The organism is Rhodococcus sp. IEGM 1306, from assembly GCF_036541985.1.
GTDB classification, from domain to species: Bacteria; Actinomycetota; Actinomycetes; order Mycobacteriales; family Mycobacteriaceae; genus Rhodococcus_F; species Rhodococcus_F qingshengii.
The window spans coordinates 362,940-387,877 of record NZ_JAZHFF010000002.1; the positions used below are offsets into that span (position 1 = coordinate 362,940).

Sequence of the window (24,938 nt, forward strand, 5' to 3'; positions counted from 1 at the left end):
GACGCATACTCAGCCTCGGTCGAACCTACAGCTCCAGTTCGCGGGCAAGGATCGCCGCCTGGACGCGTGAGGTGAGGTGCAACTTCGACAGAACTCGCGATACATGCGACTTCACCGTCGGAGCACCGACACCGAGTTCCCGCGACAGTTCGGCATTCGACAGACCGGTCCCCAGCAGCGCGAGCACCTCACGTTCACGGTCGGTGAGCTCGCTCAATCCCATCGGTTCGGTGGGTTTGGGTGCACGCTGGACGAACTCGCCGATCAGTGCACGCGCCGCGCGAGGAGCGAGCACTGCATCTCCGGCTGCGACATTTCGGATAGCGCTGGTCAGCTCGTCCGCGGTCGCAGTCTTGAGCAGGAATCCCGACGCACCAGCGCGCAGGGCTGCGAAGACGTATTCGTCGAGATCGAAGGTGGTCAACACCAGTACGTGGCTTCGGGTAGTGCCGACGATCTGACGTGTCGCTTCGATGCCGTCGGTGCCCGGCATCCGGATGTCCATCAGCACGACGTCGGGTTGGTGCGTGCGAGTGACGGTGATCGCCGACGCTCCGTCACCGGCCTCCGCGACGACATCGATGTCGTCGTGCTGCCGCAGGATCATCGACAGTCCGGAACGGATCGCGGCGTGGTCGTCGACCAGGGCGACGGTGATCACCGATCCGTTCCGCTCGGTGCGGGGACCGGTAGCTGCGCGCATACCGTCCATTCTCCGTCGACCGGAAGTGCGTCGAGTGAACCGCCCAGCAGCTCGGCGCGGTGACGCATGTTTGCAAGTCCATGCGTTCCTACCCGCGGATTGGATGTGCCGCGGCCGACGGGGTTTCGGATCTCGATCTGTAATGCATTGTGCTGGAGAGAGATCGACATCGAGATCGGCGCTCCAGGCGCATGCTTGAGTGCATTGGTCAGCGCCTCCTGGGTGATCCGATACGCCGTATGATCGACGACGCTCGGCAGGTCGGCAGCATCGATGTCGATCGCAACGTGCACGGCGGCGCCGGCCGCCCGAACTGCGTCCAGGACGACGGGCAACTCGGTCAGCCTCGGGGGAGAGGAACGCGGGTCCGGGGTCTCGTCGTCCCCGGCGTGGAGCAGTTCGATCATCGACCGCATCTCGGAAAGTCCCGCGAGACTGCTCGATCTGATCGCTCCGATCATCTCCCTCAAGCCAGTTTGTCGTTCATCGTCGGGTTCGCCCCGTTCAGCGGAGAGAGCTGCGGTGGAGAGTGCGGCCTCCGAGTGGATTGCGATGGCGGAGAGATGGCTCGCGATCACGTCGTGCAGATCGCGCGCCATGGTCGCGCGTTCGTGAGCGACTGCGGCCTCGCGGTCCAGAACGGCGAGTGCTTCGTGGACTCGGGAACGCTCACGTTCGGCCTTGGTCAGTTCGACCTGTCGACGGATGACCAGTGCCCACCACACCGGCGTACCGAAGAACAGAGCGGTCACGACGCCTGCCCCGGCTGCAGCGCGGACGTCCTGGGTGGACAGGTAAACGAGGGCGGCGAGTGCGGCAACCGTCACCGCGGTCAGAGAACACACCACTCGGCCCAGCCGAGCCGTCCCGTACAGAACTGCGGCGTAGGTGAGATCCGAGAGAACCAGCCACATCGGCAGAGTGGGGCCGAGGGCGGCGTCGACCGCGACGATGACGGCCCCCGCCGCCAGGGCCGTGGCCGGGCGCACCTGCCGGAACGAGTCGATCGCACACAGCAGAGCCAGCATCCCGATCCGGACTCCGACGGGGACGTCGGCGACAGTTCCGACATCGGTCCACATTTCGTACAAGCCGACGAGGTAGAGGAGCGCCCCGATCGCGAACAAGCCGAAGGCGATGAGCGGACCGTTCAACTTGCCGGCACTCCGACTTCTGGTCACCACAGACTTATCAGAGCACATCGGGGCGCTCGACTTGTCATACCAAATGATGAGGTCGGTGTTGTTCCGATGACTGATGTGCGGATTCGAGAGTGAAGACATGCTGGAGGCATGAAAATTCGATTCGAGTTGATGATCGGCATTCTCTTGGTCGTCGGTGGTGGCTGCCTGTGGCTGTTCGCGCGTGACGCCGAGTTCTTCTGGTTTCGCGGCGGGCCACTCGGCGTGATTCTCGCGATCATCGGTGCTTTCGACATCGTGAATGCAGTCCGAACGAGGGAGACGGCGATACCCGAGCGACGAAACGACTGACGTGGAACTCGTCCTACTCGCGACCCTGGGTGGACTCGCCCTGCTGGACAGTACGAGCATCGGAACGTTGGTCGTCCCGGTCTGGATGTTGTTGATGCCGGGACGACCGCACGTTCGCAGGATGGTGATCTATTTGGTGGTCATCACGACGTTCTATTTTGTTGTCGGGGTGGCAGTCTGGACGACGGCACGGGCAGGCATGCCTGTCGTCGCCCCGCTGCTCGAAACCCCCGCAGCCCGCGGTGCGCAGTTGATTCTCGGTATCGCGTTGTTCGCGTGGAGCTTTCGATTCGATTCCGAGAAGAGGCGCACATCCGGTCGGGCCGATCGAACTCATGTTTGGCGAGAGCGGGTGCTGGGCTCGGCGAGTTCCGCGAGAAGTGTTGTACTTCTGGCGATTGCTGCCGGGACTGCTGAATTGGTGACGATGCTGCCTTACTTGGCGGCAATCGCGATGATCACCGCTGCTGGGTTGTCCGCAGTCACGTCTGCGTCGATACTTGCCGGTTACTGTCTGATCATGGCCGCGCCAGCGGTCCTTCTTCTGTTCGGGCGGGTCGTGGCCGGCCACCGCCTCGACAAGCCGCTGCGCCGAGTGGATTCGTTCATCTCTCACCACGGCGACACCGCAATGGGTTGGGTGTTCGGCATTGCCGGCTTCTACCTCGCCGGCAATGCCGCTGCCGTGTTGTTCGTGAACTGACGTCGTTCGTGAATCAACCAGCCTGAACCAGCGAATTGATCAGCTTCACACCGTCTTCCGGGTGATCGACGGTCACGGCGAACAGTCGTCCGTTCTCGAGAGTGACCACGATGGCCTCGCCCGAGCGGAGCGTGACGGCTGTTCCACGAGGTGTGATCCGGTACCCCCATCCACCCCATTCGGCCGGACGTATCGCGTCGACCGACGCGGACTTCACCTTCGAAATGGGGATCTTCTTCCATCGAACGCCCCAGGAACTGATGCCGACACCGTGACGGTCGACGCGCACGGTGACCGACGCGAATGCTGTGACGGCGAGGGTGGATACACCCAGGATCACGGCAACCCACCAATCCGAGTACGCGGCAGTCGCGATGACGAGAACTACGAGGCCGGCGGTAGTGATCCACGGCCAGACGCTGCGGACCTGCCCGACCCACACTGCACGTTCGGAGGACGTCAGTGGAGTATCGAGCGTCGGAGTCGGCAGGGGCGACTTCGGGCCGTTTCGTTGCTGGTCAGGCAGCGCGTATGCCAGAACTCCTACGAGTACCGCCGCGATCGGCGCAAGAATCCACCAGCCGATACGTGCGTCTGCCGGCGTTCCGGCATCGAGCGTCAGGGCAACGCTCAGAATCCAGATCGTCGCCAGCGTTGCGCTCGAGATCGAGGTGACGGCGAGAAACAGGGGGGCGTTGTCACTCGAACGGGCCGCGACAACACACGCGATAACGACTGCCACCAGTGATATCGCCAGCGCGATGGAGAAAAAGGTCGTCGTGGTGCTGAACCCGTCCGGGTTCGACCCGGACCAATGGCTCGCGACGGTCTCGGGTAGGCGGTCACCCCACGCGAAGCGTGCGATAACCAGGATCAGGGTCGGGATCAGAGTCAGCGAAGCTGCTGTCCAGAGTCGGATCTTGCTGGTCGTCATTGTGTGCTGGTCTCCTTGATGAGGTCGAGCATGTGCGCGGTGTCGAGTCCGAGATTTCGGGCTTGCCGTACGAACTCGCGCGCAGATTCGTTGAGAGCTGTTCTTCCCGAGTCGAATTCGGTGCGAATGACGGCGCCACGTCCGCGTCGGAGATCGAGCAGGCCTTCGTCGCGCAGTGTTGCGTACGCACGAAGAACCGTATGGAGATTGACGTCGATCGACTCGGCGAGGGCGCGAGCGGACGGCAGGCGGTCACCTGGACCGATCTCACCGCGGATGACCGAGCCACGAACCCCGGCTGCAATCTGCTCCGCGAGTGGAGTTGTGGAGGCGTGATCTATTCGGACCAACATGTTTGCATTCTATGCAAACAATGCGAGGTTTGACTAATTCGTGTCGGGGGATGCAGCGAGTTGTGACGTGGGACGGGTAACATCGGCAGAGCTGAAAGACGCGCATTCGGCGTGCGCAACGCAGCAGGAAAGGGGCTTGAATCGCATGAGCGGCCACTCAAAATGGGCCACCACCAAGCACAAGAAGGCTGTGATCGACGCACGTCGTGGCAAATCCTTCGCGAAGCTGATCAAGAACATCGAGGTGGCGGCACGAACCGGCGGTGGCGATCCCACGGGCAACCCCACCTTGTACGACGCCATCCAGAAGGCGAAGAAGACGTCAGTTCCCAATGACAACATCGAGCGTGCGCGCAAGCGCGGCGCCGGTGAAGAAGCGGGCGGCGCAGACTGGCAGACCATCATGTACGAGGGCTACGGACCCAACGGCGTCGCCGTTCTGATCGAGTGCCTCACCGACAACCGCAATCGCGCAGCCGGTGAAGTTCGCACCGCGATGACGCGCAACGGTGGAAACCTCGCAGACCCGGGTTCGGTGTCCTACCTGTTCGCTCGCAAGGGCGTCGTCACGCTCGAGAAGAACGGCCAGTCGGAGGACGACGTCCTGATGGCTGTGCTCGACGCCGGCGCCGAAGAGGTCACCGATCTCGGTGAAACCTTCGAAATCGTCAGTGAGCCACAGGATCTGGTTGCAGTGCGTTCGGCGCTGCAGGAAGCCGGCATCGACTACGACTCAGCCGAAGCTGATTTCCGCGCTTCCGTCGAGGTTCCCCTGGATGTCGACGGCGCACGCAAGATCTTCAAGCTCGTCGACGCGCTCGAGGACTCCGACGACGTGCAGAACGTCTACACCAACATCGATCTGTCCGACGAGGTTCTCGCGGCTCTCGAAGACTGATTGCTTTTCAACTCAACCCGGCCCTGACGTCCGCGTCTGGGCCGGGTTGCGTGTTGATGCGGGGTAGTAGTACCGCACACCGCTAAGCTATCGAACAGCTGTTCGGTATGGAGAGGTGTGACAAAGTGCGCGTGCTCGGAGTGGACCCAGGGCTGACTCGCTGTGGGTTGGGCGTGGTCGACGGGAGCAACGGCAGGAAAGTGCGCCCGATTGCAGTCGACGTGGTGCGGACCCCGGCGGAGATGGACCTCGGTTCTCGGCTCCTGCGGATTTCCGATGCGGCCGAACTGTGGATCGAGCAGTACAAGCCCGAGGTGGTTGCGATCGAGCGAGTGTTCGCACAGCACAACGTCAGTACCGCGATGGGAACGGCGCAAGCGGGCGGTGTTGTGGCACTCGCGGCAGCCAGGCGCGGAATCCCGGTGTGTTTCCACACGCCCAGTGAGGTGAAGGCTGCCGTCACCGGTAGCGGTAACGCAGACAAGGCGCAGGTCACCGCGATGGTGACTCGAATCCTGAATTTGAAGACTGCGCCGAAACCTGCTGATGCCGCCGACGCGCTGGCGCTGGCGATCTGTCACTGCTGGCGAGCTCCCATGATCGAGAGAATGGCCCGCGCCGAGGCGATGGCCGCCGAACAAATGCGTAAGTATCAGGCAAAATTGGCCGAGACGAAGAAGGCAGGTTCACGATGATCGCGTCGGTACGCGGCGAGGTACTCGATATTGCGCTCGACCATGCGGTCATCGAAGCGTCGGGCGTCGGCTATCGGGTCAATGCCACCCCGGTGACCCTCGGTGCGCTGCATCGGGGAAGCGAAGCACGACTGTTCACGACGATGATCGTTCGCGAAGATTCGATGACGTTGTACGGCTTTTCCGATACCGAGTCGAAGGATCTGTTCAGCCTTTTGCAAACGGTCTCGGGTGTCGGGCCGCGCCTGGCGATGGCAACTCTCGCAGTTCTCGAACCCGACGCATTGCGGCGGGCACTTTCGGAAGGCAACCTGACGGCGTTGACGAGGGTCCCCGGTATCGGAAAACGCGGCGCTGAGCGCATGGTCGTCGAACTGCGCGACAAGGTCGACGCGGTCGCGACGACGGCCGGCGCGGCTTCCGGTGTGGTCGCCGGCAGTTCGATCCGCGATCAGATCGTCGAAGCTCTGGAAGGTCTGGGCTTCCCGATCAAGCAGGCCGAGCAGGCCACGGACTCGGTTCTGGCGGAATCACCCGAGGCCACCACGTCGGTCGCGCTGCGTTCTGCCCTGTCGTTGCTCGGTAAGACTCGATGAACTTCGACCCGATCGACGATTTCGAGGACGAGTCGCAGGTCTCCGCCGAATTGGTGGCAGGGGACGGCGACGTCGAAGCGAGTTTGCGTCCCAAGAGTCTCGACGACTTCATCGGGCAACCTCGTGTTCGTGAGCAATTGCAGCTGGTGCTCACCGGTGCAAAACTTCGTGGCAGCACGCCTGATCACATCCTGATGTCCGGTCCGCCCGGGCTGGGTAAGACGTCGATGGCGATGATCATCGCGGGGGAGTTGGGCTCTTCACTGCGGCTGACGTCCGGGCCCGCGCTCGAACGCGCTGGAGACTTGGCCGCGATGCTGAGCAATCTCGTCGAAGGCGACGTGTTGTTCATCGACGAGATTCACCGCATCGCGCGTCCGGCGGAGGAGATGTTGTACCTGGCGATGGAGGACTTCCGTGTCGACGTCGTCGTCGGCAAGGGGCCGGGTGCCACGTCGATTCCACTGGAGGTTGCACCGTTCACGCTGGTCGGTGCGACTACCCGATCCGGTGCGCTGACCGGTCCGTTGCGCGATCGTTTCGGATTCACCGCGCACATGGATTTCTACGAACCCGAAGAGCTGCAACAGATTCTGATGAGGTCGGCCGGAATTCTGGGCGTCAATCTCGAAGTTGACGCCGGGGCCGAAATCGCGCGACGCTCGCGCGGGACGCCGCGTATCGCGAACCGCTTGCTGCGCCGGGTTCGTGACTTCGCCGAGGTCCGCGCCGACGGAATCGTCACCATGGACGTCGCTCAGGCAGCCTTGGCCGTCTACGACGTGGACCAGTTGGGCTTGGATCGTCTCGACCGATCCGTTCTGAGTGCGTTGGTGCGGTCGTTCGGCGGCGGGCCTGTCGGCGTGTCGACGCTTGCGGTGGCCGTCGGCGAGGAACCGTCGACGGTGGAAGAAGTGTGCGAGCCGTTCCTGGTCCGTGCCGGGATGATCGCCCGGACGCCGCGAGGACGTGTGGCTACCGCCGCTGCCTGGACGCAACTCGGAATGACACCGCCGCCGGATGCCGCAGCGGGCGGTATCGAGGTTCGTGTCAACGAACCGCAGGCCACGTTGTTCGATCCGAACGGAGAGTGAATTTCGACTGGAAAGGCCTACTTGAACGGCCGATCTGTCAGGAATCCTCAGCAACTAATGGCACACTGGTGTATTGCGTAGGTCCATCCGGGACCATCGCGGCGTAAAACGTGCAACACAACCGAGGTTGATCAACACATGTCGAGTTTGCTTTTCCCACTCTTGATCCTCGCACTGCTGGTGCCCATGTTCCTGGGCATGCGCAAGCAGAAGAAGGCTTTGGCTGCCACTTCCGAGATGCAGGACTCGCTGCAGGTCGGCGATCGAGTGCAGACCACGGCCGGGCTCTATGCCACGATTGCTTCTCTGGACGACGACACCGTGGACCTCGAGATCGCCGACGGCGTCATCACCACCTGGTCGCGTCTGGTCATCCGTGAGCGCGTGGTCGAGACGACCGAGACCGACGAGTACGACGACGACTCGATTTCGGAGATCGAAGAGTCTGCTGCCGACACCGAAATCCGGCTCACCAAGGAGTCCTGACTTCGTCGACCTGGTACGTGTTCTAGAGTTGTGAACTCGGACACACGTCCAGATCAGTTTGTCCGTGGTAGTTCTTTCGTGAGAATGATTCTTTCGTCAGAGCCGTTCTTTGACCAGCAGCTCAGTTCATCCCGTTGATCAATCGTTGCAGTTCGAACGCCGCAGCTCGGGTGGTCGTCGACCGCCCGAGCCCTGCATTTACTGAAGCTCTGCACCTACTGAGGAGACTTAAAGATCGTGGCACCTTCCACCGGAACGGTGCATCCGGTCCGCTACCTGGCCCTTTTCGGGGTCCTGGTGGTGGCACTGTATGCCCTGGTGTTCTTCACTGGCGACAAGTCGACTACGCCGAAGCTCGGTATCGACCTGCAGGGTGGAACGCGCGTCACGTTGACCGCTCGTACCCCGGACGGCAGCGCTCCCAGTCAGGACAGTCTGAAGCAGGCTCAGGAAATCATCGAGACCCGCGTCAACGGTCTCGGCGTTTCCGGCTCCGAGGTCGTCGTCGACGGTGACAACCTCGTCATCACCGTTCCCGGCGACGACAGTGCGCAGGCTCGCTCGCTCGGCCAGACCGCCCGTCTGTACATCCGCCCGGTGACGGGTTCGATCGATGTCGCCACCCGTGACGCGAATCGGACAGCTACGCCCGAGGCGCCGGCGGCCGAAACTCCGGCCACCGATGCTCCGGCTCCCGAAGCGCCCGCTGACGGGACCCAGACTCCGCAGAACCGTCCGTTCCTGGCTCAGGACCCGACTACCCCGGAGGCCACCCCGGCGCCGGGGACGACAACGCCGGCTCCCACCGGAGACGCGCCGAGCGACGGCACCGACGAAGGCGACGCAGCAGCAGCGGAAATCGCCGCAGCGCGCGCCCTTCGACAGAGCACCGACCAAACTGTGCAGCAGCAGGCACTGGCCAACCTCGACTGCTCGGTTGCAGATCCACTTCGTGGCAACGACGACCCGACCCTGCCGCTGGTCGCATGCTCGCAAGACGGACTGAACATCTACCTTCTCGGTCCCTCGATCATCGACGGCCAGGAGATTGCCGACGCGTCGTCGGTCTTCAACTCGCAGCAGTCGCGCCACGAGATCAGCCTCTCGTTCAAGACGACCGGCAGCAACACCTGGGCCGAGTTCACCTCAGCCAACATCGGCAAGCAGGCAGCGTTCACCCTCGACTCGAAGGTCGTCAGCGCTCCCACGATTCAAGGCGCAACGCCTGCGGGCAGTGCCACTTCGATCACCGGCAGCTTCACTGCAGAAAGCGCGAAGGAGCTGGCCAACACACTGAAGTACGGTTCGCTTCCGCTGTCGTTCGCAGCCTCTGAGGCGGAGACGGTCTCGGCCACGCTCGGCCTGGCATCACTGCAGGCGGCGTTGATCGCCGGAGCAGTCGGTCTCGTACTCGTGCTGCTGTACTGCCTCGTCTACTACCGCATGCTCGGCGTCCTGACGGCGTTGTCGCTGATTCTGTCCGGAGTCATGGTCTACGCGATCATGGTTCTGCTCGGTCGATACATCGGCTTCACACTCGACTTGGCCGGCATGGCCGGTCTGATCATCGGTATCGGTATGACCGCCGACTCCTTCGTCGTGTTCTTCGAACGCATCAAGGACGAAATGCGTGAGGGTCGTAGCTTCCGCTCGGCGGTGCCACGCGGTTGGGCGCGAGCGCGCCGAACCATTCTTTCCGGCAACGCGGTGAGCTTCATCGCCGCTGCAGTTCTGTACGTACTGGCGGTCGGACAGGTGCGAGGATTCGCCTTCACCTTGGGTCTTACCACCATCCTCGACGTGATTGTCGTGTTCCTCGTGACGTGGCCACTGGTCAGCATGGCGTCCCGTTCGGCGTTCTGGTCCAAGCCCAGCGTCAACGGTCTCGGCGCAGTGCAAGAGGTTGCCCGCGAACGTAAGGTTGCCGCCGCTGCGTCGGCTAAGGAGACACGAGCATGAGCGAGTCCAACAACTCCCCGATGGGGTCCGACAACAGTTCCTCGGCCGCGTCCTCCGATGCCGCAGCCCGATCGGAGATCACCGACTCCGGCGTCGACCAGGGCGCGATGCCCAAGCACAGCTGGCTCTCGCGTCTGTACACCGGAACGGGTGCGTTCGAGGTCGTCGGCAAGCGTCGCTTCTACTACGGACTGACCGGCGCTCTGGTCGCGATCGCGTTGCTGAGCATCATTTTGCGCGGCTTCACCTTCGGTATCGACTTCGAAGGCGGATCGCGCATTCAGTTCCCGGCCGAGGGTGGAGTCGAGACGTCGGCGGTGGAAACCGTGTACTCCGACACACTCGGCTTCGAGCCCGTCAGCGTGCAGACGGTCGGCTCGGGTGCCAGCGCCACCGTGCAGATCCGGTCGGAGACGTTGAACGCGACGCAGATCAACGATCTTCAGTCTGCTCTCTTCGACGAGTTCCAGCCCAAGGACAAGAACGGGAACCCGTCGGCGCAAGCCATCAGTTTCGCGGACGTGAGTGAAACCTGGGGCGGCCAGATCACCAAGAAGGCGCTGATCGCGCTGATTGTGTTCCTGGTGATCGTGAGTATCTACATCGCCATCCGCTTCGAGCGCGACATGGCGGTAGCAGCCATCGTCGCGTTGTTCTTCGACATCATCGTCACTGCCGGCGTCTATTCGCTTGTCGGTTTCGAGGTGACGCCCGCGACGGTGATCGGTTTGCTCACCATTCTCGGCTTCTCGCTGTACGACACAGTGGTGGTGTTCGACAAGGTCGAAGAGAACACCCGCGGTGTTCTGCATCTGACGCGTCGTACGTACGGCGAGCAGGCCAACCTCGCGGTGAATCAGACCTTGATGCGATCGATCAACACGACCGTCATCAGTGTGCTTCCGGTGATCGCGCTGATGGTCGTCGCGGTATGGATGCTCGGCGTCGGCACGCTCAAGGACCTTGCGCTCGTTCAGCTCGTCGGCATCATCGTCGGTGCGTACTCCTCGATCTTCTTCGCGACGCCGCTCCTGGTGTCGATGAAGGAACGCTGGGGACCCGTCGCCGCACACACTCGTAAGGTGCTCGCTCGCCGGGCTACGCTGGCCGAGAAGGGTACGCAGGCGGTTGCCGTCGGCGCACCAGTTGCACGTCGTGTGCCGGTTGCTCCGCAGCCGGGTGCGCGGCCGACCGGAAAGCGAAACAAGAAGGGGCACTGAACATGCTCCCAAGGACACGCACACTGGTTCGATCGATGACGTTCGTTGCAGCCACTGCGGTGGCTGCGGGTTCGTTGGCGGCCTGCTCGGAAAGCTCCGAGCAGGTTCCCTCCATCGGATACGCCATCGACAACTCCATCTCCACGTACAACGCCAACACGACAGCCGGATCGGTGTCCGGGGCGATGGCCGCGTTCGGCCGGGTGCTTCCCGGCTTCACGTTCACGGGCCCGGCCGGGGCACCGGTATCGGACACCGACATCGGAACGGCGTCGGAGTTGCCCGGTGACGTCCTCACGGTCTCGTACAAGCTCAATCCGGCGTCCGTGTACTCCGACGGGATTCCGATGTCCTGTGACGATCTGGTCCTCACCTGGGCGGCGTCGAGTGGCAAGTTCACCAAAGACGTCGATGGGGTCGTGAAGCCCATGTTCGACACGGCGAACAATCTCGGATATGCGGACATCGACCGGATCGACTGCCAGAGCGGGTCGAAGGACGCGACTGTCTTCTTCAAACCCGGGCGATCGTTCACCGATTGGCGATCCTTGTTCGGTGCGACTGCATTGATGCCTTCACACATCGTGACGCAGCGCGCCGGCGTCGGCGACGTCGTGAGTGCGGTGAATGCCGCTGACGCCGAAGCGTTGTCGAAGATCGCGGACTTCTGGAACACCGGGTGGAACCTGACTCCCGGGCAAGTGGACACCTCCGTACTGCCTTCCGCTGGTCCGTATCGAATCGACTCGTACAGTGACGACGACGGTCTGGTACTGGTCGCGAACGAGCGGTGGTGGGGTAACAAGCCGGCGACCGATCGCATCGTCGTCTGGCCACGTGGTGTGAATCTGACCGAGGACCTCGACAAGAACTCGATCGAGGTCGTCGACGTCGCTTCCGGGTCGGCAGGCGAACTCGGCACTCCGTCCGGGTTCGATGTCCAGCAGATTCCGTCGCGGTCGATCGAGCAGTTCGTTCTCGCGACTTCGGGCGCGCTGGGGGACGAGGCCGCGCGCCGTGCCTTCGCGCATTGCGTTCCGCGGACAACACTTTTCGAGAAGTTCGGACAGACGGAGAATGCGCCGCAGGCCGGTCTGGGTTCCGGCGTGGTTGATTCACGACTGATGGCGCCGGATTCACTCGTCTACGGCGACGCCGCCGCGGTCGACGGTGATCGGTACGCCAACGCCGACGTCGAGGCCGCGAAGACCTCGTTGTCGGAAGCCGACCTCGATCAGTTGACCATCCGGGTCGGGTACCTCGCACCGGACCCGGTGCGGGCGCAGATCGTCTCCGAGGCGAAAGCCGCGTGTGCTCCGGCGGGAATCACGATCGAGGACGCGAGTAGCGACAGCTTCGATCCGACGAGTCTGCAGTCCGGGGGAGTCGACGCTGTGCTTTCCGGCATGGCAGGCAAAGTCGGTGCAGGCGGCACAGCGAGCATGATCGACGCGCGCGGAGCATTGCGATCGGGCAACGGCGCAAACCTCGGAACGTACGGAAACGTAAGGATCGATCAGATCATCGATCAGTTGAACGTGGATGCGAGCACCAGTGCGCAATTGGGACTCTCGGTGGAGGCGGAGAACATCCTGTGGACCCAGGTGCCTACGATTCCACTGTTCAATCAACTACGAACTGTCGCTGTAGCCCCAGGCATGTCGGCAGTGTTGGTCAATCCGACTCGGGCCGCTACCGGCTGGAACATGGACAGATGGGTACTACGCAGATGAGCGTCTCGAACGGTGTTGCCTTGCACACGACTGAAGAATTGATCGCAATCCACCGGGCTGCCGGAGACGCCGTCGTTCGGCTGACCCGCTGGGCGGACAACTTTCCCGGTCCCGGTGTTCGGTTCGCCGATCTGACTCCGGTGTTCGCCGACGCCGAGGGATTCGGAGCCGTGCTCGACGCCCTTGTCGCCTGTGCTCCGGACGCCGACACGATCGCCGCCGTCGATGCTCGCGGTTTCCTGCTCGGTGCCGGCGCGGCCGCGAAGATGGGCGCTGGAGTAGTTGCCGTGCGGAAGGTCGGCAAACTGCCGCCGCCGGTGCTCTCTCGTTCCTACAGCCTCGAGTACGGATCGTCGACACTCGAGATCCCGGCAAACGGCTTCGATCTCACCGGACGGAATGTTCTGGTGATCGACGACGTTCTGGCTACCGGAGGGACACTCGAGGCGGCTGTACAGTTGGTTGAGTTGGGTGGAGCTAACGTCGTCGGCGTCGCAGTGGTGCTCGAGATCGAGGAATTGCGCGGCCGTGATCGCTTCTTGAAGTACCCACTGACATCCCTGGTGAAGGTCTGAGTATTAAAGTTGTCTCCTGGGGGTCGAGTTAGACCTCCAGGGCAATTACCCGATGCAGGGCGGTTGCCTCATCCAACTCGGTGGTAGGAGGTGGCGACATGACGTCGAATCTTGATCGATCACAGAACTCGGGTGCAGTGTCGCAGGAGACGGGTGCAGTTCCCGCTCCGGAGACGACACCATCGAAGTCCGCGGTTCCTGACGTTTCGGGATCAGCGCAAACTACCGGCAATCGGGGTGGGCAGAATCTGGCCGTGCCCGCTTCGGCCTCCCGTAGGGTGCGTGCCCGGCTTGCGCGGCGCATCACCGGTCAGCGCAATGCCACCATCCGCCCGGTACTCGAGCCGTTGGTCAGCCTCCACCGTGAGCTGTATCCGAAGGCCGACCTCGCGCTGCTCCAGCGTGCGTACGACGTCGCCGAGGACAGACATTCGAGCCAGCGGCGCAAGTCCGGCGATCCGTACATCACGCATCCGTTGGCAGTCGCGAGCATTTTGGCCGAGTTGGGTATGGACACCACCACCCTCGTCGCAGCCCTTCTGCACGACACCGTCGAGGACACCGGTTACTCACTCGAAGAGTTGACCAAGGACTTCGGTGACGAGGTCGCTCACCTCGTCGACGGAGTCACCAAACTCGACAAGGTCGTTCTGGGCACCGCAGCCGAGGGCGAAACCATCCGCAAGATGATCATCGCGATGGCGCGGGACCCGCGCGTGCTCGTGATCAAGGTTGCGGATCGTCTGCACAACATGCGCACGATGCGATTCCTGCCGCCCGAAAAGCAGGCACGTAAGGCCAGAGAGACTCTCGAAGTCATTGCGCCACTTGCGCATCGGCTCGGAATGGCGACCGTCAAGTGGGAACTCGAGGATCTCTCGTTCGCAATCCTGCACCCGAAGAAGTACGACGAGATCGTTCGACTGGTCGCCGATCGCGCGCCGTCTCGAGACACCTATCTGGCCAAGGTTCGCGCCGAGATCAACTCGACTCTGTCCGCCTCGCGGATCAACGCCATCGTCGAGGGCCGGCCCAAGCATTACTGGTCGATCTATCAGAAGATGATCGTCAAGGGCCGCGATTTCGACGACATCCACGATCTGGTCGGCGTGCGCATTCTGTGTGAAGAAGTGCGTGACTGTTACGCCGCGGTCGGCGTAGTCCACTCGCTGTGGCAGCCGATGGCCGGACGCTTCAAGGACTACATCGCGCAGCCGCGCTACGGCGTCTACCAGTCGCTGCACACCACCGTCGTGGGACCGGAAGGCAAGCCCCTGGAGGTCCAGATCCGGACCCAGGACATGCACCGGACCGCGGAGTTCGGTATCGCCGCGCACTGGCGGTACAAGGAGACCAAGGGCAAGCACGCCGGCGACATCGCCGAGGTCGACGACATGGCGTGGATGCGTCAGCTACTCGACTGGCAACGTGAAGCAGCCGATCCGGGGGAGTTCCTCGAATCGTTGCGTTACGACCTCGCCGTCAAGGAGATCTTCGTCTTCACGCCGAAGGGTGACGTCATCACGTTGCCTGCCGGATCGACTCCCGTTGATTTCGCGTATGCGGTGCATACCGAGGTCGGCCACCGATGCATTGGTGCCAGGGTCAACGGCCGACTGGTCGCACTGGAACGAACTCTCGAGAACGGCGAAGTCGTGGAGGTCTTCACGTCGAAGGCTGCCACCGCCGGGCCGAGCCGAGATTGGCAGACATTCGTCGTCTCGCCGCGCGCCAAGGCGAAGATCCGTCAGTGGTTCGCGAAGGAACGCCGCGAAGAGGCGCTCGAGTCCGGCAAGGATCAGATCGCGAAGGAAGTCCGCCGTGTGGGACTTCCGTTGCAGCGGTTGATGAATGCCGAATCGATGAGCACGATCGCGCACGAACTTCGCTATCCCGACGTCTCGGCGTTGTACACGGCGGTAGGCGAGAGCCAGGTGTCGGCGCACCACGTCGTGCAGCGTCTCGTTGCTCATCTGGGCGGCGTCGGCGCCGTCGAGGAGGAATTGGCCGAGCGTTCGACGCCGTCGACCATGCCGGTACGCACCCGCAGTACGGGCGACTCCGGAATTCTTGTTCCCGGAGCGCCGGGCACGGTGGCCAAACTGGCAAAATGTTGCACGCCGGTTCCGGGCGATTCGATTCTGGGCTTCGTCACGCGCGGCGGAGCGGTCAGCGTGCACCGTACCGACTGCACCAACGCCAACTCGCTCCACGATCAGTCGGAGCGAATCATCGACGTCGAATGGGCGCCGTCAGCGACGTCGGTGTTCCTGGTCGCGATCCAGATCGAGGCGCTCGATCGTCATCGGTTGCTTTCCGACGTCACCAAGGCGTTGGCCGACGAGAAGGTGAACATCCTGTCCGCCTCGGTCACCACGTCCGGCGACCGAGTGGCGATCAGCAAGTTCACCTTCGAGATGGGCGACCCGAAGCATCTGGGTCATGTGCTCAATGTGGTTCGCAATGTGGAAGGCGTTTACGACGTCTACCGCGTGACCTCTGCTTCGTAACTGCTGTGCGCCTTTATTAACCGCGGGCGGTTAATAAAGGCGCACAGTGGGTCAGGCGACTACTGCAGTCTCGATGGTGATCGGGGTGTTGGGTGCACCGCCGCCGGTTGCGCCCATGCCACCGTCGTCGCCGTCGGCTGCGATTTTCTCGATTGTCGCCAGGCCGGCGTCGTCGATCTTTCCGAAGACCGTGTAGTTGGGCGGCAAGACCGAATCCTCGTAGACGAGGAAGAACTGACTGCCGTTGCTGCCCGGTACACCCGAGTTGGCCATTGCCAGCGTGCCGCGGGGGTAGACGGCAGGCAAGGAGAGTGCCGGATCGTTAGCCGGGTAGGCCGTGGTCGGGTACTCGTTGTCGAAGCCGTAGCCCGGTCCGCCCGTGCCCTTGCCCGAGGGATCGCCGCACTGCAGGATCTGCAACCCAGGGCTGGTCACGAGTCGATGACACGGAGTGTCGTCGAAGTACTTCTGCTCGGTCAGGCTCACGATGCTGTTGACCGTGCAGGGGGCTTCTGCCCGGTTCAGTTCCATCCCGATCGGGCCGGCCGTGGTCGTGAGCGCGACGTTGACGGTTCCCTCGGTGGACACACCCGTGGAGTTCGGCGGATTGACGGTTTTGGCTGCACCCGCCGCGCTCGGGTACGAGCAGTCGACGGTCGCCGACGCCGGAGTCGGGACAGGCGGGAGTGCGTCGAACTGCGACATGTCGAGCGGCGGCATGGCAGCGGTTGTCGTCTTCGCCTTGGAGGTACTGGACGGCGAGTCCGAGCTACCGGAATCACTGGAACAACCAGCCAGAAGCAGCGCCGCGGCGCTCGCAGCGGCAATGACTACAGGAAAGCGCAGCACGGGATTACGTCGCATCAGTCGAGCCTTACTGTCTTGATGTCGGTGGTCAGATTCGGCTTGCCGTCGCCCTCTGGCGTCGATCCGCCGGCCGCGACCTTGTCCAAAGTGGCGAGCCCGGTTTCGTCGATCGTGCCGAAAACCGTGTACTGCGGCGGGAGTTGTGAGTCGCCGTAGACGAGGAAGAACTGGCTGCCGTTGCTACCGGGTGCCCCGGTGTTGGCCATCGCAACCGTGCCGCGCGCGTAGGTGACGGGCTCTTGCGCTGCCGGGTCGGTGGTGGCGTAGGCCGTGGTGGGGAACTCGTTGTCGAATCCGTAGCCCGGTCCGCCGGTGCCGGTGCCCGACGGGTCACCGCACTGCAGAACCTGGAGCGAGGGGCTCGTCGTCATACGGTGGCAGGTGGTGTCGTTGAAGTAGTCCTGCTGCGCCAAGCTCACGAAGCTGTTGACCGTGCACGGCGACTTCGTTCCGTCGAGCGTGAGCCCGATGTTTCCCTGCGAGGTCTCGACGCTGATGCTCGGCGTCGCGTCGGGCGCGGTGGTGGGGATGCCGTCGGTACGAGGCGGATTGTTGGCCTTGGACGCGGTAGCGCCGTCAGCCGGGTACGAGCAGGACACCGTGTCGGCGAGCGGCGTCGACAGTCCGGCAGGCATGGCACCCGCAGTCTGTGGCGTGAGGCTCGAGTCGTCGGCAGCAGTGTTGGTGGTGTTCGCGTCGTCGTCACTGCGGTTGCTCAGCCAGATGAGTCCACCGACGACACCGACCACGACAACCACGCCGAGCGCGGTTCCGGCGATCGTCATCTGCTTGCGCTTGCGGGCACGTTCTGCGCGGCGTTCGAGCTGACGCTCGAGCTTGCGTTTCGCCGCCTCGCGGCGTTGCTCGTTACTCGGCACTGCTGTAGTCCTCCGTATCGCGGGTGGATCGTGGTCGGCCGGCCGAGCGACACCCTGGGGTCGGCTTCGGCAAGCGGCTCTACTCGTCGTCAGAGTCTCCCATTGCAACCTGAGAACTTACTGGCGGGGCAGCAGCTTAGGCTGTAACCGACACCGTGTTGTTCGTTTCCACCCTTCGAAGAGGAGTTGCCCCCGTGCTCGTCACTGGTTTTCCGGCCGGGATGTTCCAAACCAACTGCTACATACTCGCCCAGGACGACGCGTGCGAATGTGTGGTCGTCGATCCAGGGCAGGACGCGGCCGAGCCGCTCTTCGAATATCTCGACTCCAAAGACATGACGGTCAACGCGGTCCTGTTGACACACGGCCATCTCGATCACGTGTGGTCGGCCCGCGAGGTCTGTGAGCGGTACTCCGTACCCGCGTACATCCATCCCGAGGATCGCTACATGCTCAGTGATCCGGCACGGGGAATCGGCCCGACAATGAAGGAATTCATCCAGGGTATGACGTTCGTGGAGCCGGACGAAGTGATCGAACTGGCCGATGGAGACAAGATCACCGAGGCCGGAATGTCTTTTTTCGTGGACCACACACCCGGGCACACGCAGGGATCCGTGGTGTTCCGAACCCAGGCGAACACGGAGACCGGACCCGTGGACTTGGCGTTCACCGGTGACACGCTGTTCCAGGGTTCGATCGGACGCAGCGACCTGCCCGGCGGAAATCACGAGCAGTTGCTCGCCTCGATCGCCCGCAAGCTACTGGTACTCGGCGACGAGACAGTGGTCCTGCCCGGGCACGGTGGTAACAGTTCGATCGGCGCCGAGCGAAGCTCGAACCCGTTTCTCGTTGGACTCAGCGCACAAGAATAAGGAAAAGTACCTCTCGTGAGTAAAGCCAGCACCTTCTCTGCACCCAAGGGTATTCCGGACTACGTTCCGCCGCAGTCAGCCGAATTCGTCGCCGTTCGTGACGGTTTGACGCGCGCCGCCAGATTGGCCGGATACGGCCACATCGAATTGCCGATCTTCGAGGACACCGGATTGTTCGCGCGCGGCGTCGGCGAGTCGACCGATGTCGTGAGTAAAGAGATGTACACGTTCGCCGACCGTGGCGACCGTTCGGTGACGTTGCGTCCCGAGGGAACCGCCGGTGTGATGCGTGCGGTCATCGAGCACAGCCTCGATCGTGGACAGCTGCCGGTCAAGGTCAGCTACGCGGGCCCGTTCTTCCGCTACGAGCGTCCGCAGGCCGGTCGTTACCGCCAGTTGCAGCAGGTCGGCGTCGAGGCCATCGGGATCGACGACCCCGCACTCGACGCTGAGGTCATCGCGATCGCCGACGCCGGATTCCGGTCATTGGGGCTCGACGGCTTCCGCCTCGAAATCACCTCGCTCGGCGACGACACCTGCCGACCGCAGTACCGCGAACTGCTGCAGGAGTTTCTCTTTGCACTCCCGCTCGACGAGGACACGCGTCGACGCGCCGAGATCAACCCGCTCCGGGTGCTCGACGACAAGCGCCCGGATGTGCGTGAGATGACTGCGGGCGCACCGCTCATGCTCGATCACCTGTCGGAGAGCTGCAAGGCACACTTCGACGAGGTACTCGCGCACCTGGACGCCTTGGGCGTTCCCTATGTCGTCAACCCGCGCATGGTTCGCGGCCTCGACTACTACACCAAGACGACCTTCGAGTTCGTGCACGACGGACTGGGCGCGCAGTCCGGAATCGGTGGCGGTGGTCGCTACGACGGTCTGATGGAACAACTGGGCGGACAGCCGCTCTCGGGGATCGGATTCGGAATCGGCGTCGACCGCACTGTTCTCGCGCTCGAGGCCGAGGGTAAGTCGGTAGCACCACCGGCACGTGTCGATGTGTTCTGTGTGCCGATGGGTACCGAAGCGAAGGCAGCGCTGGTGAAGATTGCTCACCAGCTGCGTGCCAACGGAATTCGAGTTGACATCGCCTACGGAAATCGTGGTGTGAAGGGCTCGATGAAAGCGGCCGACCGCTCGGGTGCCGCAATCGCGTTGGTTCTCGGCGAGCGTGAACTCGAAGAAGGCGTGATCGTCGTCAAACAGTTGGCGACAGGTGAGCAGGAGTCGGTGGCACTCGACCAGGTCGTCGACAAGCTCGGGGATCTCGTTGAGCACTGAGGCCGAACCGGTTTCGCTCGATCTGGTTCCCGTGGCGTTGATCGCGCCGCGGCTGAAGAAGTTCGCTGTCGTCGTGGTGGTGTTCGGTGTTGTCGTCGGGTTGATCGTCAGTGTTTTCTCGACGGCGACCGTGGGAGCGATCGTCGGCGCCGTCATCGCGGTGCCGACGTCGCTGGCCATTCTGATGACGTTGCGCCGACACATCACCCTGTACGGCAACAGGATTCGGGCTCAAGCCGGCTTCCGAACCAACGACGTCGACGTCGCCGAGGTACTCACGGCGGCGCTGACGGTGCGATCCGGCCGGATCAGCGAGGTCAGCCTGACGCTCGGCGACGGGCGGTCCACCGTGCGAATCCCGCTCGCGTTGTATACCGCGGGTGGCGGGCGGGAGTTGGAGATCCTTGCGCTCCGCAAACTCGCCGACGCCCTGGCAGCCAGCGAGTTGGTACCGGCGGCCGCGTTGTCTTCGGTCCTGATCGAACAGTTGCGTGCCGAAGCCCGCGGCGCCGGGCTGGACGAGCGTCCGCTGTACCGCGCCGTCGAACTCGTGACGGCGGCGGGACGAGTGCCGAGAACCACACTGACAGACCACGAAGTGGCCGGATTACTCGACTAGCGTGGAAACCGTTCTTACAGCGTTGTAGAACGGACAGTCGTGAAAACGGCAGGTGAGGAGTCGGCAATGAGTATTGCGCCCGTAACCGTCACGGTGACCGGAGCGTCGGGTCAGATCGCATACGGAATGCTTTTCCGCATAGCTGCGGGGGAGATGCTCGGCGCTGACGTACCGATCAAACTTCGACTGCTCGAGATTCCCGCCGCCGTGTCCGCTGCCGAAGGCGTTGCGATGGAACTCGAAGACGGCGCATTTCCGTTGCTGAGCTCCATCGACATCACCGACGATCCCGATGTCGCCTTCTCCGGTGCGAACGTCGGCATGCTGGTCGGTGCGCGTCCGCGGAGCAAGGGCATGGAGCGCGCCGACTTGCTGAGCGCGAACGGCGCGATTTTCACAGCGCACGGGAAGGCGATCAACAACAACGCCGCCTCGGACGTCAAGGTGCTGGTCGTCGGAAACCCGGCCAACACCAACGCTCTCATCGCGATGAACAACGCGCCGGATGTACCCGATACTCGGTTCAGTGCGTTGACGCGTCTCGACCACAACCGAGCGATTGCGCAGGTGGTGAAGAAGACCGGCGTTCGTGCGTCGTCGGTGCGCAAGGTGTCCGTCTGGGGAAACCATTCGGCGACGCAGTACCCGGACCTGTCCCACGCGACCGTCGCGGGTGAGCCTGCGCTCGCGGTGATCAACGACCGCGACTGGGTGGAGAACGATTTCATCCCGACTGTGCAGGTGCGAGGCACCGCCATCATCGCTGCGCGTGGATCGTCCTCGGCGGCAAGTGCGGCCAGCGCGTCTATCGACCACGTCCGCGACTGGGTGATCGGAACGGCCGAGGACGACTGGGTGTCCATGGCCGTGTGTTCGGACGGTTCCTACGGAGTGCCCGAAGGATTGATCTCGTCTTTCCCGGTGACCTGCGCCGATGGTGAATTCACTATCGTTCCCGACCTCGCGATCGACGACTTCTCGCGCGAACGGATTGACCTGTCTGTCAGCGAATTGGAGCAGGAGCGCGCGGCGGTACGGGAGTTGGGCTTCGTCTGAGGTTGTAATGCCGCCCCGGCCGGGAAGTCCCGATCAAAGATCTCGGAACAGATACTGATCGGGATTCTCGGCACCGAGCACGGGCGGTGACACCATCGGTAGGTCGTCGACCATCGAATTCTCGTCGCCGGCAGTCACGAGATACCCCGCGGTAGTGCGTGACGACTCGTCGTCCCGAGATCCGCGGGGTCCACCGCCCAACATGCCGCCCGGCGACATGCCAGCATTGGCGGCCGCCGACGATGGTGCACCCAGGCCGGGCGTTGCTATCGGGACCGGTTGAGCCGCAGTAACTCCCGCTGCGCCCCTTGCAATTCCACCGATAGTGCCGCTTCCACCCACCCATGCTCCACCGGAGCTCGTCGTCGCACTGGGTGACGGCGACCCGCCAGCTGTGAGTGACGTCGACGAATTGCCCGCGCCCCACAGCTTGTCGACGCCGGTCGCAAGTCCGGCGCCTGCCTGCGCCGCCGAGGTCCGGACTGCGTCGGTGACTGGCTGAGTGGAGTCCTGGTGGGTGGAGTACGCGTCACCGGCATCGGTTGAGGCAGACAGAGGTTGGGCGATCTGACGGGCGGCGTTGTTGATTGCCTCCGGAGTGACCAGGTTGGACAGTGCCTCACTGGTCGGTGGAGTCGGAACTGGGATCGACCCGGCAAGGGCGTTCATGGCTGCGGTGTGCCCGAGCATCTCCCCACGAGTCCGAGTCACCGACGCGACGGCTGCCTGCATGTGTTCAGCTGCCGAGGCAAGCAACATCGCCTGTCCTGGTGGTGTCCACGCGATCGGCGCAGCAGCTGCAACCGTGGTGGCGAAGGACTGCGCGATTGCCGCGAGATTCGCGTTGCCTCGCTGCACCGATTCCGCGGCGGCGGCAGCAGTTTTCGATATCGCGGTTCCGCGTTCGCTCAATTCGGCGCCGCTGTTCTGGGCGGATCGCGACAGTTCGGTCGCGGCTTCACTGCCGGTGCTGTTCCAGGTCTGGCCCACCTCGGCGACCGCGCTTTGGGACAGTCCCATGGCGTGGTCGATGAGAGTGGACGCCTGATTGAAGATGCCGACGGGATCGATGCCCGCAAAAGTGCCTGTGCCGAGACTCTTGCCGAGTTCGATCAAGGGCGCGAACAGATCTTCGATTCCGGGTAGCGGCGGTACCGGTATGCCGGCGAGCATCGATTCGACCGCGTTGTTCGGCAGTACCGGGGCCGGAGCACCACCGTGAAGGAATTCGATGACGGTCGTCGAGTCGTCTTCGGTGCTCACGCGGTCGCGCCCGTCGATCCAGCCGCAGCGGTCAGATCTGTTGCGATTGCTTGATCTGTGGTGTCGTAGGCCTGCGCGGCTGCACCGGCCGTTGCGGCGTTGCCGGCGTAGAACGTGGCGAGTGCTGCAACATCTTTGGTGTGTGTGGCCTGAGCGCGCGCGAATGCTTCGAGAAATTCGATCCCGACGGGGCCCACGGCCGGTGCGACTGCAGCGATGTTTGCACCCAGATCGACGGCGGCGGCCTGCGCGATGCGTCCTGCCGCTTCGGTGGACGTCGAGCCGTACTTTCGGATGCCGTCAGTGACGACAGTCAATTCGCTCATCATTACCCCCCCCAGTTGGTAAGCGTCGTGAGAACTTTAGCGGACCACTGTGGGCCCGTGCAGGGAGTGGACGCGACCTACTCAGCGGTTCCGGACAACCTGGACGAAGTGGCAGAGATTACATTCGGCTCCGGTGTTGGTATTGCGAGTGCGATCGATTTGGCACACTCGAACCATGCGAACCGCTTCGGACGTCATCCTCCGACTCACGTCCGATCCAGCTCGTGCGGGACTGGTGATGGATTTCGACGGAGTGCTTGCACCCATCGTCGACGATCCGTCGGCGAGTGCACTCCTGCCCGGCGCCGAAGACGTGCTCGCGACCCTGGCGGAGCACCTCGGTGTGGTCGGCTTGCTCTCGGGACGGCCGGTGTCGTTCTTGCGAGAGCGGCTCAGCTTGAATTCCGTTGTGCTCATGGGTTCCTACGGCGTCGAGACCTGGACGGACGACGGAATCCAAGTGCTTCCGGCAGTCGCGGCGTTCAGTGATGCTGTCGCCGAAGCAGAAGCCGAACTGCGCCGCTTGTTCGACTCTCAGGCAGTTCCTGGCATCCACGTCGAGAGCAAAGGCCTTGCGGTAGCAGTGCATTGGCGTCGGGTCGCGGATCGAGCGGCCGCGCAGCGCCTGGTGGAAGCGGCGACAACAGAAATCGCGAGCCGGACCGGGTTGCGTCGTGAGCCCGGCAAGTTGGTCGAGGAATTGCGCCCACCCGTTGAGGAGGACAAGGGAACAGGCCTCCTTCGCGCGATCGCAGCCGCAGGGGTCGACGTCGTCGCGTATGCGGGCGACGACCGGGGTGACCTACCCGCCTTTGCTGCTGTCCTTGCCTCGGGTGGAGAAGCGTTGGTGGTCAAGGGCGATGACATTGCACCGGAGGTGGCTGCTGTCGACGGCGTCCAGTTCGACGGCCCGCAGGCGTTTCTGGAGTGGATGAAAGAGCTTGCCGCGCAACTGGAACGCTGACACGTAGGGTCAGTCTGCCAGGAACTCGGCCAGCGCGCGGTTGACCTCTTCCGGGTTGTCCTGTGTGCATTGATGTCCGACACCGCTGATCACCACCCGGCGAGTCAGGTCGGGGAGTTGTTCACTCAGCGCGTCGTAGATGCGATCGAGTTGGCGCGCCATGTCTACCTCTCCCCGCATCAGGAGGGTCTCCTTTCGGGGTGCCGTATCCACCGGGCAGAGTGACGCGAACCCGCTTGTTCCCAAATCCAGCCACGTCTGCCGTCCGGCGGCCAGCATGCAGTCGGCAACGTATCTGCGAGTTGCGGGATTTCGACTCGACCACCGACCACTGTAAAAGGCAAAGGGGCCCCACGGAATTCGTCGATACAGATGTGTGCCGATCTTGATCGCCGAGGCAGCGGCGGCACTCATTTCCCGGTGCTGTCCAGGGCTGCCGATCATGACGAGCTTGTCGACTCGATCCGGATAGCGGTGGGTGAACTCCTGCGCAATGTTTCCGCCGAACGAGTGTCCGACGATGCTTGCCCGATCGATTCCGAGCGAGTCGAACATGACCTTCACGTCGTCGATCACAGTGTCGAGAGTGGCGCGGTGGCCTTCCTTCAGGATGGACAGCCCTTGACCGCGTAAATCGGGTAGCAGCAGGGAATAGGCCCCCGCGAGTTCCGCGACCTGGTCGTCGAACATTCGATGATCAACTCCGGCGCCATGCAGGAAAACCACGCATTTCCGGTCGAGCGCCGACGTGCGCCACACACGCATCTCGGTGCCCGGAGTGGAAATCGTCTGGGTTGTCAGAGTCTGCATCGCTGTCCGTTGCCTCAGTTCGTTGCCGAATCGAATAGAAG

At 63.1% G+C, this 24,938-nt stretch carries 26 protein-coding genes; 17 read left to right on the forward strand and 9 right to left on the reverse strand.

Features of this window, described 5'->3' with window-relative positions:
• Nucleotides 1–25: 25 nt before the first annotated feature.
• Entirely contained in the window at nucleotides 26–703 is a 678-nt protein-coding gene (locus tag V3587_RS08465) for a response regulator (protein WP_166809512.1), read from the reverse strand.
• Nucleotides 658–1,884 (reverse strand): sensor histidine kinase, encoded by a 1,227-nt coding sequence (locus V3587_RS08470; protein WP_283376363.1) that lies wholly within the window; start codon nucleotides 1,882–1,884, stop codon nucleotides 658–660. The genes V3587_RS08465 and V3587_RS08470 overlap by 46 nt, the downstream gene beginning before the upstream one ends.
• Nucleotides 1,885–1,995: 111 nt before the next feature.
• Between V3587_RS08470 and V3587_RS08475 the strand changes: the two genes are divergently transcribed.
• Entirely contained in the window at nucleotides 1,996–2,196 is a 201-nt protein-coding gene (locus tag V3587_RS08475; RefSeq protein ID WP_003943331.1) for a hypothetical protein, read from the forward strand.
• A 1-nt stretch (nucleotide 2,197) separates the two neighbouring features.
• Nucleotides 2,198–2,899 (forward strand): GAP family protein, encoded by a 702-nt coding sequence (locus tag V3587_RS08480; protein WP_283376364.1) that lies wholly within the window; start codon nucleotides 2,198–2,200, stop codon nucleotides 2,897–2,899.
• Nucleotides 2,900–2,912: 13 nt separating this feature from the next.
• Here V3587_RS08480 and V3587_RS08485 read toward each other — a convergent pair whose 3' ends face one another.
• Nucleotides 2,913–3,833 (reverse strand): hypothetical protein, encoded by a 921-nt coding sequence (locus V3587_RS08485; RefSeq protein WP_283376365.1) that lies wholly within the window; start codon nucleotides 3,831–3,833, stop codon nucleotides 2,913–2,915.
• The gene (locus V3587_RS08490; RefSeq protein WP_283376366.1) at nucleotides 3,830–4,186 is read right to left on the reverse strand and encodes a GntR family transcriptional regulator; all 357 of its coding nucleotides are present in this window, start codon (nucleotides 4,184–4,186) and stop codon (nucleotides 3,830–3,832) included. Before V3587_RS08490 ends, V3587_RS08485 begins: the two co-directional genes overlap by 4 nt.
• A 145-nt stretch (nucleotides 4,187–4,331) precedes the next feature.
• Here V3587_RS08490 and V3587_RS08495 point away from each other — a divergent pair, with 145 nt between their 5' ends.
• The 10 genes from V3587_RS08495 (at nucleotide 4,332) to V3587_RS08540 (ending at nucleotide 15,952) form a co-directional block, all read left to right on the forward strand.
• Entirely contained in the window at nucleotides 4,332–5,084 is a 753-nt protein-coding gene (locus tag V3587_RS08495; RefSeq protein WP_007732951.1) for a YebC/PmpR family DNA-binding transcriptional regulator, read from the forward strand.
• Between the two features lie 125 nt (nucleotides 5,085–5,209).
• Nucleotides 5,210–5,779: a crossover junction endodeoxyribonuclease RuvC gene (ruvC, locus tag V3587_RS08500; protein WP_003943325.1), complete on the forward strand. Its 570-nt coding sequence runs from the start codon at nucleotides 5,210–5,212 to the stop codon at nucleotides 5,777–5,779.
• Nucleotides 5,776–6,375 carry a Holliday junction branch migration protein RuvA gene (ruvA, locus tag V3587_RS08505; RefSeq protein WP_003943318.1) on the forward strand — a complete coding sequence of 200 codons (600 nt, stop codon included), beginning with the start codon at nucleotides 5,776–5,778 and terminating at the stop codon, nucleotides 6,373–6,375. Before ruvC ends, ruvA begins: the two co-directional genes overlap by 4 nt.
• Entirely contained in the window at nucleotides 6,372–7,469 is a 1,098-nt protein-coding gene (gene ruvB, locus V3587_RS08510; protein WP_095973598.1) for a Holliday junction branch migration DNA helicase RuvB, read from the forward strand. Before ruvA ends, ruvB begins: the two co-directional genes overlap by 4 nt.
• Before the next feature lie 138 nt (nucleotides 7,470–7,607).
• Nucleotides 7,608–7,955: a preprotein translocase subunit YajC gene (gene yajC, locus V3587_RS08515; protein WP_003943339.1), complete on the forward strand. Its 348-nt coding sequence runs from the start codon at nucleotides 7,608–7,610 to the stop codon at nucleotides 7,953–7,955.
• Nucleotides 7,956–8,192: 237 nt separating this feature from the next.
• The gene (gene secD, locus V3587_RS08520; RefSeq protein WP_283376367.1) at nucleotides 8,193–9,914 is read left to right on the forward strand and encodes a protein translocase subunit SecD; all 1,722 of its coding nucleotides are present in this window, start codon (nucleotides 8,193–8,195) and stop codon (nucleotides 9,912–9,914) included.
• 20 nt (nucleotides 9,915–9,934) lie between these two features.
• On the forward strand, nucleotides 9,935–11,134 hold the full coding sequence (gene secF / locus V3587_RS08525) for a protein translocase subunit SecF (protein WP_411742227.1): 1,200 nt from the start codon (nucleotides 9,935–9,937) through the stop codon (nucleotides 11,132–11,134).
• Between the two features lie 2 nt (nucleotides 11,135–11,136).
• On the forward strand, nucleotides 11,137–12,867 hold the full coding sequence (locus V3587_RS08530) for an ABC transporter substrate-binding protein (protein ID WP_283376369.1): 1,731 nt from the start codon (nucleotides 11,137–11,139) through the stop codon (nucleotides 12,865–12,867).
• On the forward strand, nucleotides 12,864–13,442 hold the full coding sequence (locus V3587_RS08535) for an adenine phosphoribosyltransferase (RefSeq protein WP_007732962.1): 579 nt from the start codon (nucleotides 12,864–12,866) through the stop codon (nucleotides 13,440–13,442). Before V3587_RS08530 ends, V3587_RS08535 begins: the two co-directional genes overlap by 4 nt.
• Before the next feature lie 98 nt (nucleotides 13,443–13,540).
• A complete protein-coding gene (locus V3587_RS08540; RefSeq protein ID WP_095973602.1) occupies nucleotides 13,541–15,952 on the forward strand; it encodes a RelA/SpoT family protein in 2,412 nt (803 codons plus the stop codon).
• Between the two features lie 51 nt (nucleotides 15,953–16,003).
• Here the strand turns inward: V3587_RS08540 and V3587_RS08545 are convergent, their stop codons facing one another.
• Entirely contained in the window at nucleotides 16,004–16,816 is an 813-nt protein-coding gene (locus tag V3587_RS08545; RefSeq protein ID WP_411742224.1) for a peptidylprolyl isomerase, read from the reverse strand.
• Entirely contained in the window at nucleotides 16,816–17,697 is an 882-nt protein-coding gene (locus V3587_RS08550) for a peptidylprolyl isomerase (RefSeq protein ID WP_124569687.1), read from the reverse strand. The genes V3587_RS08545 and V3587_RS08550 overlap by 1 nt, the downstream gene beginning before the upstream one ends.
• 194 nt (nucleotides 17,698–17,891) lie before the next feature.
• Here V3587_RS08550 and V3587_RS08555 point away from each other — a divergent pair, with 194 nt between their 5' ends.
• From V3587_RS08555 to V3587_RS08570, 4 genes are all read left to right on the forward strand, one after another.
• Nucleotides 17,892–18,572 (forward strand): MBL fold metallo-hydrolase, encoded by a 681-nt coding sequence (locus tag V3587_RS08555; RefSeq protein WP_095973604.1) that lies wholly within the window; start codon nucleotides 17,892–17,894, stop codon nucleotides 18,570–18,572.
• A 15-nt stretch (nucleotides 18,573–18,587) separates the two neighbouring features.
• Complete coding sequence (gene hisS, locus V3587_RS08560; protein ID WP_124569685.1) at nucleotides 18,588–19,859, forward strand: histidine--tRNA ligase; 1,272 nt, start codon at nucleotides 18,588–18,590, stop codon at nucleotides 19,857–19,859.
• Nucleotides 19,849–20,478 (forward strand): hypothetical protein, encoded by a 630-nt coding sequence (locus V3587_RS08565; protein WP_200314968.1) that lies wholly within the window; start codon nucleotides 19,849–19,851, stop codon nucleotides 20,476–20,478. The genes hisS and V3587_RS08565 overlap by 11 nt, the downstream gene beginning before the upstream one ends.
• Nucleotides 20,479–20,544: 66 nt before the next feature.
• Nucleotides 20,545–21,534, forward strand: a complete 990-nt coding sequence (locus V3587_RS08570) for a malate dehydrogenase (protein ID WP_124569683.1) — start codon at nucleotides 20,545–20,547, stop codon at nucleotides 21,532–21,534.
• Between the two features lie 33 nt (nucleotides 21,535–21,567).
• On the opposite strand, the gene V3587_RS08575 is transcribed toward V3587_RS08570, so the two are convergent.
• Nucleotides 21,568–22,797, reverse strand: a complete 1,230-nt coding sequence (locus tag V3587_RS08575) for a hypothetical protein (protein WP_283376370.1) — start codon at nucleotides 22,795–22,797, stop codon at nucleotides 21,568–21,570.
• Nucleotides 22,794–23,123, reverse strand: coding sequence for a type VII secretion target (locus V3587_RS08580; RefSeq protein WP_283376371.1), 330 nt, complete (start codon nucleotides 23,121–23,123; stop codon nucleotides 22,794–22,796). The genes V3587_RS08575 and V3587_RS08580 overlap by 4 nt, the downstream gene beginning before the upstream one ends.
• Nucleotides 23,124–23,298: 175 nt before the next feature.
• Between V3587_RS08580 and otsB the strand changes: the two genes are divergently transcribed.
• Nucleotides 23,299–24,087, forward strand: a complete 789-nt coding sequence (otsB, locus tag V3587_RS08585) for a trehalose-phosphatase (protein WP_260395807.1) — start codon at nucleotides 23,299–23,301, stop codon at nucleotides 24,085–24,087.
• 9 nt (nucleotides 24,088–24,096) lie between these two features.
• Here the strand turns inward: otsB and V3587_RS08590 are convergent, their stop codons facing one another.
• The gene (locus V3587_RS08590; protein WP_283376372.1) at nucleotides 24,097–24,897 is read right to left on the reverse strand and encodes an alpha/beta fold hydrolase; all 801 of its coding nucleotides are present in this window, start codon (nucleotides 24,895–24,897) and stop codon (nucleotides 24,097–24,099) included.
• Nucleotides 24,898–24,938: the final 41 nt, after the last annotated feature.

Coding starts and splice junctions, on each gene's coding strand:
- V3587_RS08580 (WP_283376371.1), bottom strand. CDS start 23,123: ATGAGCGAATTGACTGTCGTCACTGACGGCATCCGAAAGTACGGCTCG.
- V3587_RS08545 (WP_411742224.1), bottom strand. CDS start 16,816: ATGCGACGTAATCCCGTGCTGCGCTTTCCTGTAGTCATTGCCGCTGCG.
- ruvB (WP_095973598.1), top strand. CDS start 6,372: ATGAACTTCGACCCGATCGACGATTTCGAGGACGAGTCGCAGGTCTCC.
- secF (WP_411742227.1), top strand. CDS start 9,935: ATGGGGTCCGACAACAGTTCCTCGGCCGCGTCCTCCGATGCCGCAGCC.
- V3587_RS08535 (WP_007732962.1), top strand. CDS start 12,864: ATGAGCGTCTCGAACGGTGTTGCCTTGCACACGACTGAAGAATTGATC.
- V3587_RS08485 (WP_283376365.1), bottom strand. CDS start 3,833: ATGACGACCAGCAAGATCCGACTCTGGACAGCAGCTTCGCTGACTCTG.
- otsB (WP_260395807.1), top strand. CDS start 23,299: ATGCGAACCGCTTCGGACGTCATCCTCCGACTCACGTCCGATCCAGCT.
- V3587_RS08490 (WP_283376366.1), bottom strand. CDS start 4,186: ATGTTGGTCCGAATAGATCACGCCTCCACAACTCCACTCGCGGAGCAG.
- V3587_RS08590 (WP_283376372.1), bottom strand. CDS start 24,897: ATGCAGACTCTGACAACCCAGACGATTTCCACTCCGGGCACCGAGATG.
- V3587_RS08495 (WP_007732951.1), top strand. CDS start 4,332: ATGAGCGGCCACTCAAAATGGGCCACCACCAAGCACAAGAAGGCTGTG.
- V3587_RS08540 (WP_095973602.1), top strand. CDS start 13,541: ATGACGTCGAATCTTGATCGATCACAGAACTCGGGTGCAGTGTCGCAG.
- V3587_RS08570 (WP_124569683.1), top strand. CDS start 20,545: ATGAGTATTGCGCCCGTAACCGTCACGGTGACCGGAGCGTCGGGTCAG.
- V3587_RS08530 (WP_283376369.1), top strand. CDS start 11,137: ATGCTCCCAAGGACACGCACACTGGTTCGATCGATGACGTTCGTTGCA.
- ruvA (WP_003943318.1), top strand. CDS start 5,776: ATGATCGCGTCGGTACGCGGCGAGGTACTCGATATTGCGCTCGACCAT.
- V3587_RS08475 (WP_003943331.1), top strand. CDS start 1,996: ATGAAAATTCGATTCGAGTTGATGATCGGCATTCTCTTGGTCGTCGGT.
- yajC (WP_003943339.1), top strand. CDS start 7,608: ATGTCGAGTTTGCTTTTCCCACTCTTGATCCTCGCACTGCTGGTGCCC.
- V3587_RS08465 (WP_166809512.1), bottom strand. CDS start 703: ATGCGCGCAGCTACCGGTCCCCGCACCGAGCGGAACGGATCGGTGATC.